The organism is Nocardia sp. NPDC050712 (assembly GCF_040654295.1).
In the GTDB taxonomy this organism is placed as follows: Bacteria; Actinomycetota; Actinomycetes; order Mycobacteriales; family Mycobacteriaceae; genus Nocardia.
This window is the reverse complement of the sequence record NZ_JBFAHT010000005.1, coordinates 225976-245828: the sequence shown is the minus strand read 5'-3', so window position 1 is coordinate 245828 and position 19853 is coordinate 225976. Positions and strand designations below refer to the sequence as shown.

Genomic DNA, 19853 nt, shown 5'->3' with positions numbered 1-19853 from the left:
GCGTGCCCGCGGCAGGCGGTGCGCACAGCATCCGGCGAGTTTCGCCACTTGCGCTGCGATAAACCGGCGTTTACCGCAGACTGATCTTCTGCAAACGCTGTGTGAGGGCAGTGTTTTCGCTGTGGGAGCATCTATGAGCACTACCGATGACGAACGCCGGCTCGCCGAACTCGGCTACAAACAAGAATTGGCCCGATCCTGGTCCGGATTCTCCAATTTCGCGATCAGTTTCACCATTGTCTCCATTCTGACCGGCGGTCTGGCCAGTTACGGTATCGGCCTGGCCAACGGCGGCCCGATCACCATGGCGTGGGGCTGGCCGCTGGTATCGATCATGGTCCTGATGGTCGGCCTGGCGATGGCCGAATTGGCCTCCGCCTACCCGACCTCCGGCGGCCTGTATTGGTGGGCCTCCGAACTCGGCGGCCCGATCTGGGGCTGGTTCACCGGCTGGTTCAATCTGATCGGCCAGATCGCGGTGACCGCCGCCATCGATTACGGCGCGGCCATTTTCACCACCTCGGTGCTGAATGTGATCGGCATCGAGATCGGCACCGACCGCACCGCGATCTTCTGCGTCTTCGCCGTCATCCTGGTGCTGCACGCGGTCCTGAACGCGATCGGCCCGCACCTGTCGGCGGTCATCAACAATGTGTCGGCCTGGTGGCATGTGGCCGGTGTCGCGGTATTCGTCCTGGTGCTCGGGATCGGCGCGGAGAACCATCAGAGCATCGGATTCGTTTTCACCGAGACCGTGGACAACAGCGCCGTCGGTTTCGGCGGCGTCGCGTTCAGCTTCCTGCTCGGCCTGCTGCACGCGCAGTACACCTTCACCGGGTACGACGCCTCGGCGCACATGAGCGAGGAGACCCACGACGCGGCCCGGATGGCGGCCAAGGGCATCGTGAACACCATCATCGTCTCCGCCGTCGCGGGCTATCTGCTCATCATGGCGGTGACCTTCGCGATCCCGAATCTCGACGACGCGCTGGATCCGGAGAAGAACAGCGGCTACCCGGTGATCTACATCCTGGAGAATTCGCTGAATTCGTTCTGGTCCGGCACGTTGCTGATCATCGCGGCGGTCGCGCAGCTGTTCTGCGGCTACGCCTCGGTGACCTCGGCCTCGCGCATGCTGTTCGCGTTCGCGCGCGACGGCGCGGTGCCCGGGTCGGCGCTGTGGTCGAAACTGTCGGCCCGCAAGGTGCCGGTGAACGCGGTGCTGTTCATTTCCTTCTTCGCGTTCGTCCTGCTGATTCCGTCCATGCTGGTGCCCGCGGAGAACGCGCCCGTCGCCTATGCCGCCGCCACCTCGGTGGCCACCATCGGCCTCTATATCGCCTACGGCATCCCGATTCTGCTGCGGCAACTACACGGCAGCCGATTCCGGACCGGCCCTTGGCAACTCGGCGGCTGGTATCGGCCGATCGGCATTGTCGCCCTGATCTGGATCGGGCTGATCAGCGTGCTGTTCATTCTGCCCTTCGATGATCGCGGCTATCCGTGGCACAGCGAATTCACCTGGACGGTGGTCAATTACGCGCCCATCACGCTGGTGGCGGTGGTCGGCGCCATCGGAATCTGGTGGTTCGCCTCGGCGCGCCGCTGGTTCACCGGGCCCAAGCGCACGGTCGCCGAACCGCCGACCGAAACACCGGTAGAGGCGTGAGCGGCAACGTAATTCGCCCGCACCGGTTAGGTTGGATTGGTGAGCTACGAGTACATCATCGTGCCCGCGGGGGTCGTGTCCTCACCTGATCAAGTTATGGCGTATTTCCGGTCGCAGGCCGGAAAACCGGTCGAGGCGGATCTGCAATTGACGCTGATCCCCGGGATGGAGTCGTGGAACCGGGCGCTGCCCGCTTCCCGCTCCCATGCCCGGGTCCGCCTGGAGGCCGCGGGGAACGCGGTGCGCGTCACCGCTTCCGACCGGGTGGGCCGCCGCCGGACCCGCGGGTCCGCGGTGGACTACGCGGCGCCCGCGGTGCGGCGGATGATCGAGGGTTTGCTCGCCGGGTTCGGCTATGCCATCTACGACGCGCGCCGGCACACGCTGGAACCGGCCGACCGGGACCGGTAGCCGCTCAGGGCCGGTCACCGGCCCAGCGGGTCAGGGCGGCGGGCAGGCCCTCGGTGCCGGAATCGTCTGCCGCCCAGGCGACGTGGCCGTCCGGGCGCACCAGCAGCGCGGTAAACGGCTGCGGATCAACCGCTTTCGCGGTCACGACTCGAACGGGTCCGGCCCAGGGCTCGGCGACCGCGCGCAGCGCGGGGTCGTCGGCCAGGTCGAGCAGCACGACCCGGCCGGTCCGCTGATGGTCACCGAGCCGGGTGCCGTCGGTGAGTTCGATATCGGGCGCGGCGGCGCCGACGAGGTCGGGGCCGGGCCCCAGGTCGTAGCGGTGCAGGACACCGGCGATCTTCTTGAAGATCGTGGTGGCGCCGTCCCGAGTGGCCAGCAACTCGGTCATGACGCCGCGCAGCGCGCGGCTACGCGGATCCGTGCGCATGACGCCGATCTGGGCGCGGGTCCACTCCAGTACCCAGGCGCCGATCGGATGCCGCTCGGCGGTGTAGGTATCGAGGACTGCCTCGGGCAGGCGACCGGTCACCACGCCGGCCAGCTTCCAGCCGAGGTTCACCGCGTCGCCGACACCGAGATTGAGGCCCTGCCCGCCGTAGGGCGAATGTACGTGCGCCGCGTCACCGGCCAGCAGGATCCGGCCGCTGCGATAGTCGGGCACCTGCCGGGTGTTGTCGGTGTAGCGCGTCGCGGTGTGCACGGCGGTGATCACCACCGGCACGCCGGAGACGTAGCGCAGTTTCTCCTGCAACTCGGCGGCGGTGATCGGCGCGGTGCGGTCGGCGTGCGGGCCGTCGGGGACCATGACCCCGATCCGGCCCGGCATCGGGCCGTGGACGTAGATGCCGGTGCCGGTGGCGTTCCAGCCGGAGCGCAACTCCTCGGCTCCGGTCATCTCCACCACCGCTTGATAGCCGGTGATCTCGGGATCCAGGCCCGGGAAATCGAATCCGGCCTGTTTGCGCACGGTGCTGCGGCCGCCGTCACAGCCGACCAGCCAGTGCGCGCGAATGGTGTTGTCGCCCAATCGGATATCGACACCGTCGCCGTCGTCGTCGAACCCGGCCAGCTCGACACCGCGCCACACCGTGACGCCGAGTTCGGCGGCACGCGCGGCGAGGATGGTCTCGACCGCCTGCTGCGGCACCAGCCACGCGTCGGCGGCCGGGCCGAGATTCGCGAAGGCGGGATCGTCGAAATCGATCAGCGTGCTGTCGATCATGATGCCCGCGAAGTGGCCCACGAACGGCGGCCGCGAATTCGCGCCCCCGCCGGGCCGCGCGAATCCGGCCATCCGGGACAGCAACGCGGTCTGCTGCTCGACCAGGTCGGGCAGCAGACCGCGCCGGTAGAAAGCCTGCGCCGTGGGCACATTGATCGCGCCCGCCTTGACGGTCGGGTCGATCTCCGTCAGCCGCTCCACGACCAGGACCTGCGCCCCGCCGAGGGCCAGCTCGCAGGCCAGCATCAACCCGACCGGCCCGGCGCCGACGACCACCACATCGAATGTCTCGTTCATGAGACCGACTGTGCCGCCGCGCGATTGCGCCGGGCTTACACGGCGCTTGCGTGCCTCAGTGCCCCGGCAGCACGCAGGCGGCGTCCAGGCCGAGCACGTGGTTGAGGCGGCCGAAGGCGAGCCAGGAACCGATGCTCATGGACAGCTCGACCACCTCGGCCTGGCTGTACTGGCCGAACATCCGCTTCCAGAACTCGTCGTCGAGGTTGTGGTGGTCGCTGGCGTAGCGCTCGGCGTATTCCGCGGCCAGGCGGGTCCGCTCGTCGAACAGATCGGTAGTGCGCCAGTCGGTTACGGCGTCGGCGAAGGCCTCCTCGACCTTCTGCCCGTCGCGCTCGGTGCGCCAGTCCAGGCAGAAGATGCAGCCGTTGATCTGGGCGATCCGCAGCCGGGCGGCCTCGAATTCACGCAGGCCGAGGGTGGAGTGCTCGTAGACCGACAGCGCCAGGGCCGAGGCGGGCAGGCCGATGCCCGGCACCATTTCGCCCCATACATAGCCGATCGGGTCTTTGCCCTCGGGTACATCGATGATCACGGGTTTTTCCTTCCGAGTTTGCCGACCGCTGGAGTCAGCGGCACGTCCAGTGCGTCGTAGAGGCCGGGTTCGGCCGCGGTCAGCCACGGCAGCGCGTTCACCAATCGGCCTACGGCCGTGGCGTTTCCGCCCGCCGACCGGTTGCCGCCCTCGTCGCTGGCTTCGATGCTGACCTCGATCCGCGGGCGGCCCTCGATGATCACGCGGTGCGCGCCGACACCGTCGGGCGGCAGCGGCCAGTCGCGGGCGCAGTCGGGGTGGATGCGGGTGACGTGCTCGATCACGATGCGCGGTTCGCCCTCGACGATGCCCTGCACCTCGAAGCGGATCGCGCCCTGCGTGCCGGCCTCGAACTCACCCATGAGCTCGGTGGTCACGGTCGCGTCCAGGGCCCGGCGATCCACGGTCTCGCGGATCTCGTCGAGTTCGACGCCCAGGCCGCGGGCCAGCATCCGGATCTGGCCGCCCCAGGCCATGGTCGGCACACCCGGGGCGAGCATCGGCGGGTCGTACTCCAGCGGCTGGCCCATGCCGATGATCCAGCGCACCGAATCGGGCTGGTCATAGGTGGTGTAGTCGAAGATCTCCTGGCAGCGGACCACGTCCACGGTGCCGGCCAGGGCGCTGATCAGCAGCGGCAGCACGTCGTTGCCCCAGCCCGGGTCGACGCCGGAGACGAACAGCGAACCGCCGCCGGCCTCGATCGCGTCGAGAACGGGCTGCCGGAATTCGGCCGGGGCGTTGCGCGGATCGTAGAGCGGGTAGAGCGCGGGCGTGACCACCACGGCGCCGGTGCGAATGGCCTTCGCGATGTCGGCCAGCGCCTCCTCGGGCCGGATCTCCCCCGAGGCCGCGTAGACGACCGCGCCGGGACGCGAAGCCAGGATCGCCTCGATATCGGCGGAGGCGGCGACCCCCAACTCGTAGTCGAGCCCGGCGAGCGAACCCGCGTCGCGGCCCACTTTGTCGGGATTGTGTACCAAAACACCAGCAAGTTCGAGCTCCGGGTGAGCCTCGACGGCGCGAATCGCCGCCCGGCCCACGTTGCCGGTGCCCCATACCACAGTGGGGATCATCGGCGAAGCGTAGCAAGTGCTTGGTTGGTTCGTCAGGGTATTGCGTTATAGCGGGTGAGGTATTCGGCCAGGCGGGTCAAATCGTCGTCCGACCAGTCCCGGAAGCGCGCGGTGAAGGCAATGCGCCGGGCCGCCTCGGCCTCGCCCGCGATGCGCCGGCCCGCCGCGGTCGGATGCACGCGCAGATTCCGGCGGTTGGCCGGATCCACCTCCCGGCTCAGATAGCCCTGCGCCTCCAGGGCCGCGATCTGCCGGCTCACCGTCGACTTGTCGAGCAGGAAGTGCTCGGCGATCTCGCTGGCCTGGCACCCGTCCCGCTCGATCAGCAGGTCCAGGATGCTGGCCGCGACCAGCGACAGCTCCGGATGCAATTCGGCGGCCCGGCCGCGGGCGCGGCGGGCGAACGCGGTCAGTTCGCGCTGAATGGAAAGGATCGCGGACCCCCGAGGCAACTCGTTCGACATAGTTGTATGATACAACCAATGGCATAGTTGCATTTACCAACCATTGGGAGTCGATCCGTTGAAGACCTCGGCAGCACAGCTGCGGCATGTGGCCGCGCACCTAGTCACCCCGCTGCTCATGTGCCTGGGCATGGCCCTGGCCTACCTGGGCGCGTTCCATCAGCCCGAACCGCATCACCTGCAGGTCGCCGTCGTCGGCACCGCGCCGCAGGAGATGGTCCTGGCCCAGACCCTGAAGGACAAGGCCGGCGACGGGCTCGAGGTCGTCACCCTGCCCGACCGCGACGCCGCGATCAGTCAACTGCGCGACCGCGGCCTGGCCGGCGCCTACGTCCCCGACGCGCAGCATCCGGAACTGCTTGTCGCCAAGGGCAGTTCGGACACCACGGCGATGGCGGTCGAGGTGGTCTTCAAACAGGTCTCCGGCCAGCAGGGCGTGCCGCTGACCGTCACCGACATCGCCCCCACCGCGCCCGGCGACCCCACCGGGCAGGGCATCTTCTTCCTGCTCGTCGCGCTCAGCGTGGGCTCCTACGCCAGCGTCGCGGCCATCGGCGCGGCCGGGGCGGGCCTGAGCATGCGAATGCGCGCCCTGATCGGCGTGGTCACCTCGCTGATCGTCAGCATCATCGGCGTCGTGGTGGCCGGGCCGGTGTTCGGGGTCGTCGACCACTCCTACGCGGCGATCTGGGGCCTGTCGTGGCTGTATTCCGCGGGCATCGTGCTCGTCGGCATCGGGCTGCACACCTTCCTGAAGCGCTGGACCACCCTCGTGCTGATGGTGTTGTTCGTGATGCTCAACTTCACCTCCTCCGGCGGCATCTACCGGCCCGAGTTGCAGAACGGATTCTTCGGTGCGCTGCACTCGTTCTGGAACGGGGCGGGCTTCGTCGAGGGCGCGCGCAGCCTGCTCTACTTCGACGGTGGTGCGGGGCTCGGCGGGCGGCTCGCGAGCCTGGCGTTGTGGCTGGTCGCGGGGCTGGCACTGCTGTTCGTCGCGGCGCGGCACGAGCGCGAGGACGCGCCTGCCGAACCTCGGGCGGCTGCGGTCGAGGAGGAAATCGAGGAGACCGTCGGGGTTTAGGCACCCCCTCGTTCTGCGTATTTCACGGGCACCGGGTAGGGTGAGTGCATCGCGCACCCTCTTCCGGTGCCCCGGCCGTTCGGCCACTCCCCCAATTTTCGAGAAGCCGAAGTATCTGTAACCGTCGGTTACAGATACTTTCCCGTTCGGGATCGCAGCCGAAATCCTTTACAGAACAAGCGAAGACGTCTATTTTCCGCGACCTATGCCCGACTCGCCGATAGGCATCGGCGAGTCGTCCGGCAGCGAGTACGGTGTAGCGCGCCGCACAGCGCAGACATGGCGATGATCATCGCGGAAAGGCGGAGCGCTACCGATGAATGAGCCGTATTCGCACCTGCCTGCCCAGAATTCGGCCGATCAACTACCGCTAGCCGCCCGATACCAATCCGCCGACCCCATCCGGTGGCACGGCAGCCTGGTCTATCCCATGTACTCCGAGCGATTCGGGCCCAGCGCCATCACGCTCACCATGTACACGGTGTCGGCCGCTCCCCCTACCGGGCTACGCGGGCACGGCATCGGGCTCTCGGTCACCGACGGATACATCGGCATCGAAGGGCGCCAGCTCGGCGGCGTCGACGTCTGGAGCGACGTGCTCTCCGGCGGGGTCACCTTCGAACTCACCCCCGCCGGCCCGCAGGCGATGTTCACGCTGACACCGGTCTGGGTCGACGAGACCGGCGCGCAGAAATCGTGGACCGGCAACTACGGCATCGTGATCGAAGCCGCCACCGACGGGCGAATGGCGCTGTGGTGCAGCGTCGGTGAAGGGCCGCCCAATTTCGCCAACCTGGTCATCGGGGTGGACACCACGGCCACCTCCGCACCGCGCAGCTGGTTCGCGGGCGAACCGGACGCCGCGGTGGCGTCCGAGTCCGGGCAGGTCGCGGAATCGGCCGCGCCGATCCCGGTGTCACAGGAGTGGTTCGAGACCGCCGGGCAGATCATCGCCGACCCGGAACCAGAACCGGTCGCGCCCGCACCCGCGGCGGCGCCCGTCGCACCCGCGATCGGCTCGCCGGAGTGGTACGCCGCCATCTCCCCGCCCGACATCCCCGCCCTCTCCGACGATCAAGCCTGGTACGCCGATCCACCCGCGAGACCCGCTGCCGCACACCAGAAACGGTTGCCGCCGCCAACCGCGGAATCGGATCCGTTCGGTGGGTACGGCTCGGCCGCTACGCAGAGCGGGTTCGGTGCGGATTGGCAGTCGAGATTCGAGCCGGATCAGTTCGCTGAGCCCGCGCCCCGGGCGAGTGCACTAGACCCGTTGAGTGCGCCGCTGAGTACGCGGGCTCCGATGAGCGGGCCGGGTCTAGCGGACGCATCGGGTGCCGCGAACGGGCGAGCCCCATTGAGTGCGCGGACCCCGATGAACGCGCGGGCCGCGATGAGCGGGCCGGACCCGGCGGACACCTCGGCTCCCGCGAACACACCGGAGCCGCTGCACCGGCGGGCGCCGATGAGCACACCGGCACCGATCGGCACGCCGGATCCGCTGCGAGCACCCGAACCGATGGACCCAGCGGCCTCGCGGAATCCCATAGCTCTACCGCCGCTGAAAGCGCGGTCTCCCATGAGCGCGCCTCCTGAGACCAACACGCGGTCTCCGTTCGGCGCAGCCACTCCCACGAGCGCGTCGACTCCCGCGAACGCGCTGGATCCGATGCGAGCACCCGCACCGCTGGACCCATCGGCCTCGGGCAACCCACCAGCTCTACCGCCGCTCAACGCACGAGTTCCGATGAGCGCGCCCCCCGCGACCAACACGCGTACTCCCTTCGGCGCAGCCGCCCCCGAGAGCGCATCGACTTCCTCGAACACGCTGGATCCGCTGGGCATGCGGGCGCCGATGAGTCCGCCTGCACCGGTGGACCCAGCCTCCTCGTGGAACTCGACCGGCCTGCCGCCGCTGAACGGACGGGCTCCGATGAGCGCGCCGGCCTCGATCAACACGCAGGATCCGTTCGGCGCAGCCGCTTCGGAGGACGCATCGGTTCCAACTCGCGGGGACACGCCGGCTTCGAACGCACGGGGCTCGATGAGCGAACCGGCACCACGCAATACGCGGGCTCGGATGAGCGCACCCGCTCCGGCGGACTCCTCGGCTTCGGGGATTCCGGCTCGCCTGGATGCACGGGCTCCGCTAAGTGCGCCTCCTTCGAGGAACGCGCAGGATCCATTCGGCGCAGTTGTTCCCGAGAACGCGCCGGTGCCAATGAGCCATTGGGCAGCGGTCGACGCGCAGGCTCCATCGAGCACACCCGATCTGCTGGATTCCTCGGCCTCAGGGAACCCAGCCGGTCCGGCTCGGCTGAGCAGGCGGGCATCGATGAGCGGGCCCTCCCACGCGTCGGCCCCAGCTCACGCATCGCCGCCGGCTAATGCGCCGGCCCCTGCTGATGCACAGGCCCCAGCTCACGCGCCAGCCCCGGCTCACACATCGGCCCCGGCTCACACATCGGCCTCAGCTCACACATCGGCCTCAGCTCACACATCGGCCTCAGCTCACACACCAGCGCCAGCAAGCACATCGGACTCTGCGAACACGCCGACTCCGATGCACGTCCGGGCGCCGATGCACGCCCCCGCGCACGCATCAGCAGAGGCAGTAACTCCGGGGAATGCGCATGTTCCACTAGATGCACCGGAAACTGCGAGCGCAGCCGCTCCCGTTGCGACCAAACGGGATTGGTTCGGAAACGAGCGCCCGGTGGATTCGTTGAACGGTGACGACAGTCCGCCGGTGCTCTCGGCCACCGAGTTTCCCTGGCAGGTGCAGGTCGCGCAGCAGGTTATCTCCGCGCACACGGCGAGTGGCGGGCAGCGGGATTGGTTCAGCCCCAGCAAAGTCGCAGAACCTGCGCCCAGTCCCGGCGGCGACTGGCTGACCGCACCGACCTACGACCCCATGGATCCGGCCGTCGTCCCCCCCGAATGGGAACCCGGCCAGCGCCCGGGCCCCACCGGCTGGCAGGCAGGTGCCGCGCGAGACCCCGATCCTGGCTACCGCGGCGCGCTCTACGAGCTCGGCGTAGGCATGTACAACCGCGGCGAGGAAGACGAGGCCTGCGGGCTGTGGACCCAGGCCGCCGAAGCCGGGCACGTCGGCGCCGCCTACGACCTCGGCGTGGTTCGATTCCGCCGCGGCGACGCCGGTGACGCCGAACGCTGGTGGCGCGCCGCCGCCGACCTCCGCGAGCCCCGCGCGATGGCCGGACTCGCGGGCCTACTCGACCGCCAGGGGAATCACGCCGAAGCGCGAATCTGGCGCGCGGACGCGGAAGAGGAGCTTGCGCGGGTCGACCAGTCGGTCTGAGCGAGCGGGAAGGCCGGCAACCGAATGCCGACCACTCGATGCGAGCAGACGCGGACGCTCGCTAACCGATCAGTCGATCACCTGAGCGCGTAGATCAGCACGCGCCGCCATGAGCGCGAACCCGAGCAGGTTCAGGCCACGCCAGCGGGAAGGATCTTCGGCGCGGGGGTCGTCGGCGGCCAGGCCGATTCCCCAGACGCGGTCTACCGGGCTGGCTTCGACCAGGACCCGGTCACCGGTGCGCAGGAGATAGTCCGCGAGGTCGGGGTGCTGCCCGAACTTCGCCACGTTCCCGGCCACCACGATGTCGAATCGCGCGGCATTCCAGGCGTTCTCGTCGAACGCACAAACCTGGCGGCCGAGATCCTTGGCTTGCTTGGGATGCCCGGCCGCCAGGATTCGCTGGGCGGTTTCGGTGTCGCCGAACAGCATCGCCTTGCCCCACATCATGTAGTGCTCGGCGCTGCGGAAGGTCTCGCCTTCGACCGTGAACTCCGCGGGCCACCACTGGCTCAGCGCCGCGGACCCGATGCTGCCTTCGCGCTGCGGCTGGTGACCCCAGAACTTCAGATATTTCACCCGTCCTCCGCGCTGGAGGAATGTAGCCAACTCTTCGGCCGAACGCATGCTCACACGGGTCAGTCTGCCGCAGGTCGGGGACAGGTCAAGCGAGTTAGGTCAGGCGAGGGCGAAGCTGAGCAGCTGGGCCGGGCCGCCGGGATCGCGCGACCAGGAGTATCCGAACCAGACGCCCGGGGTGATCTCCCGGATCTCGTCATAGAGTTGCGGACTCGGTGAGGGACGGTAGTCCAGCACCCAGGACGGGCCGCCGTCGAGCAGGGCGGGGCCGCGGAACACGTCGGCGGGATAGCCCTCGATGCCGGCGCCGGTGATCCGGTTCAGCACGTAACCGCCGTCGGGGCCGGTGTAGAAGGTTTTGCCGATCCACAGCGCGGGTGTCCACGCCTGCATGTCGATCGGCCGGATCACCCAGCCGTTCTTCACGCCCATCGGTACCGCGCCCGGGGAGGCGTCGCGGAAGATGGCGTCCTGTTGCGCGGGGTTGCAGCGGAAACGCAGGGAATCCACCGTTGCCGCGCGATTACCCTCGTAGAGAACGCAGCCGCCGCCGTAATCGGCGTCGGCATGCGCGACGGGTATCGCCAGCGGGGTGAAAACCAGCGCCGCCCCGAGACCCGCGGGGGCGAGCCACCGCGTCAGGGCAGATAGGCGAGCTCTATGACTGGTACGCATATTTGGGTCCTCCACCGGAATCGGTTGTTCCACGGGACAAACCCGACCTACCCGCGATGCTAGTTAGCTATTCATTAGCTATTGGGAACCGTCACCAAACCGCAACTACCACCGCACCGGGATAAAACCGCTTTCGCCCGGCAGGTGTCGCTCGGTATGTTGTCCGGCATGGGTAGTCCCGGCATGAATGGAGCGTGCGCTGTCGGCGCGTTCTACCTTCGACTGCGCACGGTGGCCTGGGCTCGGCCGGCGCACCGTGAATTCCCGATCGCGCGTTGAACCGCCGCCGCCGATAGTGCGGCGCTGATCGGATTCCTGACCGACCTTCCGTCGGTGCACCGGCATGGGTCCGGGCGAATCACTGGTTCCTGATTCGACCACTCCGTCCGGAGGACGCCCATGTCCCGCCATCGTTCGCTTCCGCGTGCCCGCAGCAGCCACACCGGAAGCACCCGCAAACGCCTGTCCCAGAACTTTCTCGCCGACACCGGCACCGCCGATCTGCTGGTCCGCGAGTCCGGCGTCGGTGCCGCCGACCTCGTCGTCGAGATCGGGCCCGGCGACGGCATGCTCACCCGCCGGTTGCTCGGCGCGGCCGGGCGGATTCTCGCCTACGAGCTGGACGGGCACTATGCCGCGCGCCTGCGTCGACGCTACGCCCAGGACAGCCGAATTCACTGTTACCACAGTGACTTCCGCTCAATTGCCGCTCCGTGCGAACCGTTCGCCGTCGTCGCCAACATCCCGTTCGGCAGCACCACGGACATCGTCCGTTGGTGTCTGTCCGCACGTCAGCTGACCTCCGCCACCCTGCTCGTGCAGGAAGAGTTCGCACGCAAGCACACCGGGAGCTACGGGCGCTGGACCAAGCTTGCGATATCCCATTGGCCTACTGCTGCAATGGAACTGGGCCCGAGGGTCAGCCGGAATCGATTCCGTCCCGTACCGCAGGTGGATGCCGCGATCCTGCACATCCGCCCGCGCCTCCTACTCCCGGTCAGCGCGCTACCCGACTACCGCCGCCTCGTGGAACTGGGCTTCTCCGGCGTCGGCGGCTCCCTCGCCGCGTCACTGAGCCGGGCACACCCCTCCCGCGCCGTGCGCAAAGCCTGTGCAGGCGCGGGCATTCCACTCGATCAGCCAGTGGGCCTGGTCCGACCCGACCAGTGGCTGAACGTGTTCACCACGCTCCGATAGACGCCGCTCCCCCGTGGCCGCAGCGCAAACCTGCCGCGGCCACGGGCCCCTGTTCAGCGCCGTCTCGCCGCTAAGTCGTTGCCCAGCCGCGGATCGCGGCGACGAACTCCTCGGGTGCGTCCGACTCGACGTAGGTGCCGGCGCCCTCGACGATCACCGTCTTGTGATTGGGGAACGTCGCTTCCAACCGTTCGCGCTCCTGCGGCCGGAAGGCGATGTCGGCGTCACCCCACACGATCAGAGTCGGCCGGTCGGCGATACCTGCGAGGCCGGCCTCGACCTCGGCGAAGAAATCCCGGCTGGCGCGGACCTGGCGTGGGAATTCGGCGGAGGCGCTGCGGCGGGCGGGGGTGTCCAGCGCCTGGCGGTAGTGGGCCATCTCGACCGCGGTCGGCTTCCGCCTGCGGTGGCCGGTGGGGATGAAGGTGTTGACGAGCAGGTTGAACCGCCGGACCAGGAAGCGGCCCAGGGTGCCGCCGAGGGTGCGGGAGAAGGCTTCGAAGTGGAGGACGCCGTTGACCGGCCAAGCCCAGGTGTTGGCGAGTACCAGCCGATCGAAGGCGCCCGGGCGGCGCTGCGCGACTGCCAAACCGATCAGGCCGCCCCAATCCTGCCCGACCAGAGTGACACCGTCGAGGCCGAGCGTGTCGACGAAACCGGTGACCACGTCCGCGTGTTCGGCGGGCAAGTAGCGGTAGCCGGGCGCGGACGTCGAGAGCCCGAAGCCCGGGTAATCCAGGGCGACGCAGCGATAGTCGGCGCGCAGCGCGCTGATGACCTCACGCCAGAGGAACGACCAGGTCGGGTTGCCGTGCAGGAGTAGCAGGGTGGGGCCCGACCCTTCGTCGACGTAATGCACGGTGTGCCCGTCGATTTCGATGAAATGGCTCTCGAACGGGAACAGGGCGTCGTCGACCCAGGCGGGCCGCGCGCTCTCGGTGGTATCGGCCATGGCGGCCACCTCTCGGTTCGGTCGTGCCGTAAGCTTGAGTTTGTCAATCTCACTTTAGATAGTCAAGTAGAGGATGCGATGCGAAGTTACGGACAGTACTGCGGGCTCGCCCGGTCGCTAGAGGTCGTCGGCGACCGTTGGAACCTGCTGATCGTCCGCCAGCTCCTCATCGGCCCCGCCCGCTACCGGGACCTGATCGACGGGCTCCCCGGCATCGCGACCAACCTGCTCGCCGACCGGCTCCGGGACCTCGAGGCCGCGGGCGTGATCGAGCGCCGACTAGCCGGCGCGGGCAGCGCGGTCGAATACGCCCTCACCCCCTGGGGCGCCGAGCTACGTCAGCCGATCGAAAGCCTGATCCGCTGGTCCACCCCGCTGATGGTCCGCGGCCCCGGTGGAGATTCCTTCCGCCCCGAGTGGCTCGCCCTCGCCGTCCCCGCCCTGCTCGACACCCGGGTCACGATCCGCGCCGCGGCGACCGTCGGTCTCGAGATCAGCGACTCCCCCCTTCAACTGCGCGCGACCCGTTCCGGCTTCCAAGTAGTCCCACGGGACGGCCGCGCCCTCGACGCCACCCTCCGCGCCGAACCCGCCTACATCCTCGGCCTCGCCGCCGGCGCCTTCACCCTGAGCGATGCCCGCGCCCTCGGACTGATCGAGATCGAGGGTGACGAGGCCGTCGTCCGCACCGTCTTCGCCGCCTGACGAAACAGCCGGCTGCCTCGCCTGCGACGCGGCGACTTCACAGCGCTATCTGCGACTTCCCTCGCGTCTGATGACCTCACAGCGCTATCCAGGACATCACCAGTGCAACGGGAAGAGTGAAGCCGCAGAAAGAGATGTGTACTCGCGAGCGCATTGCTGGCTGCATGCGGTTCGCCCTCGATACCCAGGTGGGCGACGTGACATGCGAACTTGGCGCGTCCCGTACCGGTGTTGAGCGGGTAGAGAAGGGGCGCGGGCGGTGGCGGATTGGCCTAGGGTTGCTGGCTGAGTCAACTACAGGGGCGGTCGGTTCGCCCGGGGAGGAATCGGTGGTGACGAATCCGAGTCAGCCGCAAGCGCAATCAGGGGGTCCGGGAGGGCCGGGCGGGTATCCGGTTGCAGGGCAGGTGAATCCGGGGCAAGCGGCGCAGAGCGCGGACCCGAGTGGTGCGCCGCAGGGTTCGTATCCGGGTGGCGGGCAGCCAGGCGCGCAGAGTTCATATCCGGGCGGTGGGCAGCAGGTTCCGCCGAATACCTATGCGGCTGGTGGGCCGACGGCGGCGGCGTATCCAGGTGGTGAGCAACCGACGCCGCCATATCCGGGTGGGGGACATCCGGCACAGCCGTATCCGGGCGGTCAGGCAGGGCAGCAATATTCGTATCCGGCTGCGGGGCAGCCATTTCCGCAGCAGCCGGGGTACGGCCAGCGGCCGGGGAATTCGCCGCGGCAGGGTCGACCGGGTGCTGCGCTCGGGCGCGTGGCGGGCGGGTTGTTGCTGTTCGGCACGATCTTGAACATCGCGGAACGTCTGATCTGGGGCGGCGGGTATTTCCGAATGGATCTGTGGAGTGATGTTCCGCTCGCGGTCATCTCTCTTGTGGGTCTGGGCGCGGCCGTTGTTCTGCTGATCGGCCTGCGGGCACCGGCGATTCCCGCGCTGGGCGCGGGCGCGGCGGGCATGCTGTTCACTTCGGCGTTCACTCAAGCCGTTTTCGTCGGGCGCTATCTCGGTATGGGGTACGCCCAGTTCGTGATCGTTCTGCTCGCCACGATCATTTCCTTGGCGGCGCTGGTCTTGGCGATTCTTTCGGCGAAGGGTTCCGGGCCGCAGGCACCGGCGCAAGCCCCCGCGCAGTGGGCAGGCCCGCCCGCTGCACCGCAATGGGCACCCCCGCAGCCTGCTCCGCAGTGGGGCCACGGCGGCCAACCAGCGCCACCGCAGTACCAACAGCCCCAGTAGCGGGTCCAAGCTGCAGCTGAGGCCCCGGCCCGATCTGCACCACCAACCTCAGCAATGAAATTCCACCCCTCCCCTTCCACCCACCGCCTCTGTTCCCAGATGAACCGCCCGTGTCACCACCCAGCGTTACGATGCGGACATGGCGCATCCGGCTCCGGTGGTTTCGGGGGCGACGGTCGCGGCGGGCCGGTCGCCGGGAACCGGGGTGGCCGAGGTGGTGGAGCGGTTCGCGCAGGCTTGGCGAGAGGACGACGAGCCGCCGGAGTTGCCGGCGTTCCTGCCGGATTCGCCCGCGATCCGCCGGGTCTCGCTGATCGAGTTGATCAAGGTCGATTTGGCGCAGCGGTGGGGTCGGGGGCAGCAGCCGAAGCGGCTGGTCGACTATGTGCTGGAGTTGCCGGAGCTGGGGTCCTGGCCGTTGCCGCCGGATCTGATCTACGAGGAGTTCCACGTCCGGAAGCGGGCGGGTGAGACGCCGGAGATCGCCGAGTACACCGCCACCTATCCCGCTCAGGCGGAACAGCTTTCGGAGCTGCTGACCACCGACGACTATCACAGCACGCTGATGTCGGCGGCGCTGGAGCCGGCGGGCTTGGACGACATCGAGCCCGGGCAGCGCATCGACGACTTCGATCTGATGACGGGCCTGGGCCGGGGCGCGTTCGCGCGGGTGTTCCTGGCGCGGCAGCGGTCGATGCAGCGGCTGGTCGCGCTGAAGATCTCGCAGGACCGAAGCTCGGAACCGCAGACGCTGGCCCAGCTCGATCACGACTACATCGTGCGGGTCTTCGATCAGCGGATCCTGGAGGAGCGCGGGTTGCGGCTGCTGTACATGCAGTACGTGCCGGGTGGCACGCTGTTCAACGTTTTGGAGCGGGTCCGCGAGACCGTGCCCGCGCAGCGTTCGGGTGCGCTGCTGCTGGAGGTCATCGACGGCGTGCTGGCCGGCAAGGGCGAGATCCGGCCCGGCGAATCATCGGTGCGCGCGGAGCTGGCCGGGCTGTCGTGGCCGGAAGCGGTGGCGTGGCTGGGGCGGCGGCTGGCCGAGGCGCTGGACTACGCCGATCACCGCGGCGTCCTGCACCGCGACATCAAACCGGCCAATGTGCTGCTGACGGCGGAGGGTGTGCCGAAGCTGGCGGATTTCAACATCAGCTTCAGCGGCAGCGTCTCCGGGGACAGCCCGGTCGCCTACTTCGGTGGTTCGCTGGCCTACATGTCGCCGGAGCAGTTGGCCGCGGTGCACCCGGACAAGCCCGGGACCGCGGCCGACCTCGACGTTCGCAGTGACCTGTTCGCGCTGGCCGTGGTGCTGTGGGAGCTGCTCACCGGGACCAAGCCGTTCGCCGACGACGGCGTCACCGGCGGCGACCGCACCACCCTGGACGGCATGCTGGAGCGCCGCGAGGCCGGTCCGGCGGCGCTGCCGTACGAGAATCTGCCCGCGGATTGCCCGGCGGCGCTACGCCGGGCCCTGGTCCGCGCGCTGGAACCGGATCCGGCCGAGCGCTGGCCGAACGGCGCTGAGCTGGCACAGCAATTCGAGGTGTGCCTGGACGCCCGCGCGCGCGACCTGGTGGATCCGCCCCCGCACAGCGCCCGGCTGCGCGCCCGGATGCTCATGCATCCGATCATGGCCTGCGCCATCGCGATTCCGAACGCCCTCGCGATCTGGTACAGCTACCACCACAATCGAACGTTGATCATCGGGAAACTGGACGCCTCGGCACAGCACCGCTTCGATCAGGTCGCGCTGACCACCTACGGGCTGTGCTTCCTGGTGGGGTTCATCGTCACCAATGTGCTGCTGATGCGCCTGTGGTCGACCGCGCGCGGCCTGCGCCGCGGCACCCGCTACGACGCACCGGCGCTGGCGCGGGTGCGCGCGGACACGCTGCGGCTCGGCACCCGCAACGTGCTGACCTGTTTCGCGCTGTGGGCGCTGGCCGGGATCGTGGTCCCGCTGACGGTGCGGCTGTCGGGCAACCACCTCGACGCGGCCGACTATCTGCACTTCTTCATCACCCAGATCGTCTGCGGCGCAATCGCCATGGCGTACCCGTACTTCCTGGTCACCTTCTACGCGGTGCGCTGCCTGTATCCGATGTTCCTGCCGCACGGCGGAATCGGCGGCGACGACGCGGTCCGGCTGGAGCAGCTGGACCGCCGCAGCACCTATTTCCTGGCCATCGCCGCGGCGGTCCCGCTCCTCGGCGTGGCGGGGGCCACCTTCATTCCGGTCGACGACATCGGCGCGGTGATCCTGGCCATCCGGGTGTTGTGCGTGGGCAGCGCGCTGGCCTTCCTCGCCATCTACTGGCTGTTCCGCATGCTGGAGAAGGACCTGAACGCGCTGCAACGCATCGTCGTCGGCTGACCTGCGCTCAGTTGTCGGTCTTGGCCGGGGTGACGGCGTCGGCCTTGGTGCACAGCGCGTGATCGGTGTCGTTGATCTGCTGGACGTAGGGCGTGACCATGCCGTTGTCGCGCAGCACCAGGTCGGCCTTGACCTCGCCGGCGGATCCGACGAAGGCGCTGGCGACCTTCTCCTTCTGCAGCAGGGCGACGGGTTCGGCGGTGTCCTGGGCGACCAGGGCCTGCTTCAAGCCGGCGGTCTCACAGATGGCCGAGGGCGCCTCGCCGGCCTTGGCCGCGAGGACGACCATCTCGTGGTCGGCGTGTGCGGTGCCCGACAGGGCGACGACCAGGCCGAGGGCCGCGGCGACGGCACCGAATGCACGGAGTTTCATGTAGAGCCTTTCCGAACCGTGGGAGTCCGAGCGTGAGCTCGGCTCGGGAAGGGTCCCGAGCACCACGGTTATTCGGCTCGGTGGATCGGACGGATGGGTCGGATTTTTGTCAGCTCGGTTGAACGAGTGTCCGTTTCAAGATTTTTCCGGTGGCGTCGCGCGGCACCGGGAAGCGGCTGAGCCGATGCCGGATGTAGTTGCGCACCATGTCCCGGTCCAGCCCGAGCCCCTCGCGGGTCACCACGAACGCCGCGAGCCGCTGCCCGAACTCCCGGTCCGGCACACCCACCACCGCGACCTCGCTCACCTGAGGCAGGTGCGCGAGCGCCTCCTCCACCGGTCGCGGGAAGACGTTCTCACCGCCCGAGATGATCATCTCGTCGTCGCGCCCGGCGACGAACACCAGTCCGTCGGCGTCGATGAAGCCCAGATCGCCGGTGTCGAGCATGCCCTCGGCCTCGGCGGGCGGCGTCGCGTCGGTGTAGCCGTCGAAGAGCGGCCGGCCCGCGGTGGTCGGCGCGGCCCGCAGATCCGCGGGGTCGGCGATGGTGGCCCAGGACACCTCGGTGGAGCCGTACACGTTGTAGAGGGTGTCCTGGAATCGCTGCACGGTCGAACCATCCAGCGGCGCACCGCAACTGGCCACGATGCGCAGGCTGGAGCAGTCGTATCGGGCCAGCACGCGCGGGGGCAGGTCGAGGATGCGATTGATCATCACCGGCACCACGATGAGCGCGCTCACCCGGTGGTTCTCGATCAGGCGCAGGGTGTCCTCGGCGTCGAAGCGTTCCGGCAGCACCACGCTCGCGCGGATCGGGGTGCTGATCTGCAGCGCGGCCAGGCCCCAGGTGTGGAACAGCGGCGAGACGTATTTGAGCAGGTGGTCGTACTCGTCGTCACGGAAGACGGCGGCCAGGCCGTGCCGCTGCACTACCTCTTCGAGCTGTCCCGCCGAGAGCCCGGTGTTGAGCAGCACCGTGTCGATGCCCACTTTGCCTGCCGCGACCATGATTTCGACCATCGGCGCGCTGTTGCGGGCGAGCAGCCCGATGCTGGTGCGGGCGCCCAGGCCGAGGGTGGCCAGCGCCGCCGCGAGCCGATGGGTGCGCTGGTGCACGTCGCTGAAGGTGTAGCCGACATCGGGATCGAGCAGCCCGAGCCGCTTCGGGGTGTAGGCCGCGGCCGCGGCGTAGCCGCCGGCCAGGTTGAATCCCCACTTGGCCAGTCCGCCGAGCTGTTTGACGCCGCGATCGAACCGGAAACTGCGCACCACGCCGGTGGTGACCAGTTGCCTGGCGATGCCGATCTGCAAGCGTGTCGCCGAGTCCTCGCCGTTGATCAGGATCGAGGTGGGCGCACCCTGGACGGCTTCGGCCACTCGCGTCAAACCCGCTCGCACCCAAGCGATTACCGCCGCGTTGTCGTAAGCGGCCAGGCTCGGGTGGATCCGGCCCGCGCCGAAGACCGTCACCGCGACCCGGGTCCGCTCGGAATCCAGGGTCGTGTCGACGGTGCTGCGCAGCCGCAGGGAAACGAAACTGCCGGTGCTCGGGCACTGCAATTCGAGTATTTCCCGCTCCCGCGCGACAACGAGATGGATTGGCGGTACGGTGATTTCCGTACCGGACGCACTGGCTCGAATCAACAGAATCACTTGTGTTTCTGAAGTTT

18 protein-coding genes are annotated in these 19853 nt (G+C 68.5%); 8 read left to right on the top strand and 10 right to left on the bottom strand.

Annotation, left to right across the window (positions count from 1 at the left end; all coding sequences use genetic code 11):
• Window positions 1-133 precede the first annotated feature (133 nt).
• Together AB0H76_RS33775 and AB0H76_RS33770 are read left to right on the top strand one after the other, a co-directional pair.
• Complete coding sequence (locus AB0H76_RS33775) at window positions 134-1669, top strand: amino acid permease (RefSeq protein WP_357331127.1); 1536 nt, start codon at window positions 134-136, stop codon at window positions 1667-1669.
• A gap of 39 nt (window positions 1670-1708) precedes the next feature.
• Window positions 1709-2080: a hypothetical protein gene (locus tag AB0H76_RS33770; protein WP_357331126.1), complete on the top strand. Its 372-nt coding sequence runs from the start codon at window positions 1709-1711 to the stop codon at window positions 2078-2080.
• A 4-nt stretch (window positions 2081-2084) separates the two neighbouring features.
• Here AB0H76_RS33770 and AB0H76_RS33765 read toward each other — a convergent pair whose 3' ends face one another.
• The 4 genes from AB0H76_RS33765 to AB0H76_RS33750 are packed head-to-tail and all read right to left on the bottom strand — an operon-like array spanning window position 2085 to window position 5677.
• The gene (locus tag AB0H76_RS33765; RefSeq protein ID WP_357331125.1) at window positions 2085-3602 is read right to left on the bottom strand and encodes an FAD-dependent monooxygenase; all 1518 of its coding nucleotides are present in this window, start codon (window positions 3600-3602) and stop codon (window positions 2085-2087) included.
• 55 nt (window positions 3603-3657) lie between these two features.
• Window positions 3658-4137: a carboxymuconolactone decarboxylase family protein gene (locus AB0H76_RS33760; protein ID WP_357331124.1), complete on the bottom strand. Its 480-nt coding sequence runs from the start codon at window positions 4135-4137 to the stop codon at window positions 3658-3660.
• The gene (locus tag AB0H76_RS33755) at window positions 4134-5213 is read right to left on the bottom strand and encodes a dihydrodipicolinate reductase (protein ID WP_357331123.1); all 1080 of its coding nucleotides are present in this window, start codon (window positions 5211-5213) and stop codon (window positions 4134-4136) included. The genes AB0H76_RS33760 and AB0H76_RS33755 overlap by 4 nt, the downstream gene beginning before the upstream one ends.
• Window positions 5214-5245: 32 nt before the next feature.
• Complete coding sequence (locus AB0H76_RS33750; RefSeq protein ID WP_357331122.1) at window positions 5246-5677, bottom strand: MarR family transcriptional regulator; 432 nt, start codon at window positions 5675-5677, stop codon at window positions 5246-5248.
• 58 nt (window positions 5678-5735) lie between these two features.
• On the opposite strand from AB0H76_RS33750, the gene AB0H76_RS33745 reads away from it, so the two are divergent.
• Window positions 5736-6761, top strand: a complete 1026-nt coding sequence (locus AB0H76_RS33745; protein ID WP_357331121.1) for a hypothetical protein — start codon at window positions 5736-5738, stop codon at window positions 6759-6761.
• Between the two features lie 708 nt (window positions 6762-7469).
• On the opposite strand, the gene AB0H76_RS33740 is transcribed toward AB0H76_RS33745, so the two are convergent.
• Window positions 7470-7817 (bottom strand): hypothetical protein, encoded by a 348-nt coding sequence (locus AB0H76_RS33740; protein ID WP_357331120.1) that lies wholly within the window; start codon window positions 7815-7817, stop codon window positions 7470-7472.
• A gap of 1660 nt (window positions 7818-9477) precedes the next feature.
• Here AB0H76_RS33740 and AB0H76_RS33735 point away from each other — a divergent pair.
• Window positions 9478-10083, top strand: a complete 606-nt coding sequence (locus AB0H76_RS33735; protein WP_357331119.1) for a tetratricopeptide repeat protein — start codon at window positions 9478-9480, stop codon at window positions 10081-10083.
• A 69-nt stretch (window positions 10084-10152) separates the two neighbouring features.
• On the opposite strand, the gene AB0H76_RS33730 is transcribed toward AB0H76_RS33735, so the two are convergent.
• Both AB0H76_RS33730 and AB0H76_RS33725 read right to left on the bottom strand, forming a co-directional pair.
• Entirely contained in the window at window positions 10153-10662 is a 510-nt protein-coding gene (locus AB0H76_RS33730) for an NADAR family protein (protein ID WP_357331118.1), read from the bottom strand.
• A gap of 99 nt (window positions 10663-10761) precedes the next feature.
• Window positions 10762-11337: a hypothetical protein gene (locus tag AB0H76_RS33725; RefSeq protein WP_357331117.1), complete on the bottom strand. Its 576-nt coding sequence runs from the start codon at window positions 11335-11337 to the stop codon at window positions 10762-10764.
• Window positions 11338-11736: 399 nt separating this feature from the next.
• On the opposite strand from AB0H76_RS33725, the gene erm reads away from it, so the two are divergent.
• The gene (gene erm / locus AB0H76_RS33720) at window positions 11737-12534 is read left to right on the top strand and encodes a 23S ribosomal RNA methyltransferase Erm (RefSeq protein WP_357331116.1); all 798 of its coding nucleotides are present in this window, start codon (window positions 11737-11739) and stop codon (window positions 12532-12534) included.
• 70 nt (window positions 12535-12604) lie between these two features.
• Here erm and AB0H76_RS33715 read toward each other — a convergent pair whose 3' ends face one another.
• The gene (locus AB0H76_RS33715) at window positions 12605-13486 is read right to left on the bottom strand and encodes an alpha/beta fold hydrolase (RefSeq protein ID WP_357331115.1); all 882 of its coding nucleotides are present in this window, start codon (window positions 13484-13486) and stop codon (window positions 12605-12607) included.
• A gap of 78 nt (window positions 13487-13564) precedes the next feature.
• Between AB0H76_RS33715 and AB0H76_RS33710 the strand changes: the two genes are divergently transcribed.
• The 3 genes from AB0H76_RS33710 to AB0H76_RS33700 all read left to right on the top strand — a co-directional run bounded on the left by AB0H76_RS33710 (window position 13565) and on the right by AB0H76_RS33700 (window position 17809).
• A complete protein-coding gene (locus AB0H76_RS33710; RefSeq protein WP_357331114.1) occupies window positions 13565-14191 on the top strand; it encodes a helix-turn-helix domain-containing protein in 627 nt (208 codons plus the stop codon).
• Between the two features lie 758 nt (window positions 14192-14949).
• A complete protein-coding gene (locus tag AB0H76_RS33705; protein ID WP_357331113.1) occupies window positions 14950-15432 on the top strand; it encodes a hypothetical protein in 483 nt (160 codons plus the stop codon).
• Window positions 15433-15571: 139 nt separating this feature from the next.
• Window positions 15572-17809, top strand: a complete 2238-nt coding sequence (locus AB0H76_RS33700; protein ID WP_357331112.1) for a serine/threonine-protein kinase — start codon at window positions 15572-15574, stop codon at window positions 17807-17809.
• Window positions 17810-17816: 7 nt separating this feature from the next.
• Here the strand turns inward: AB0H76_RS33700 and AB0H76_RS33695 are convergent, their stop codons facing one another.
• Window positions 17817-18182 (bottom strand): hypothetical protein, encoded by a 366-nt coding sequence (locus tag AB0H76_RS33695; RefSeq protein ID WP_357331111.1) that lies wholly within the window; start codon window positions 18180-18182, stop codon window positions 17817-17819.
• A gap of 109 nt (window positions 18183-18291) precedes the next feature.
• A complete protein-coding gene (locus tag AB0H76_RS33690; protein WP_357331110.1) occupies window positions 18292-19836 on the bottom strand; it encodes an AMP-binding protein in 1545 nt (514 codons plus the stop codon).
• Window positions 19837-19853: the final 17 nt, after the last annotated feature.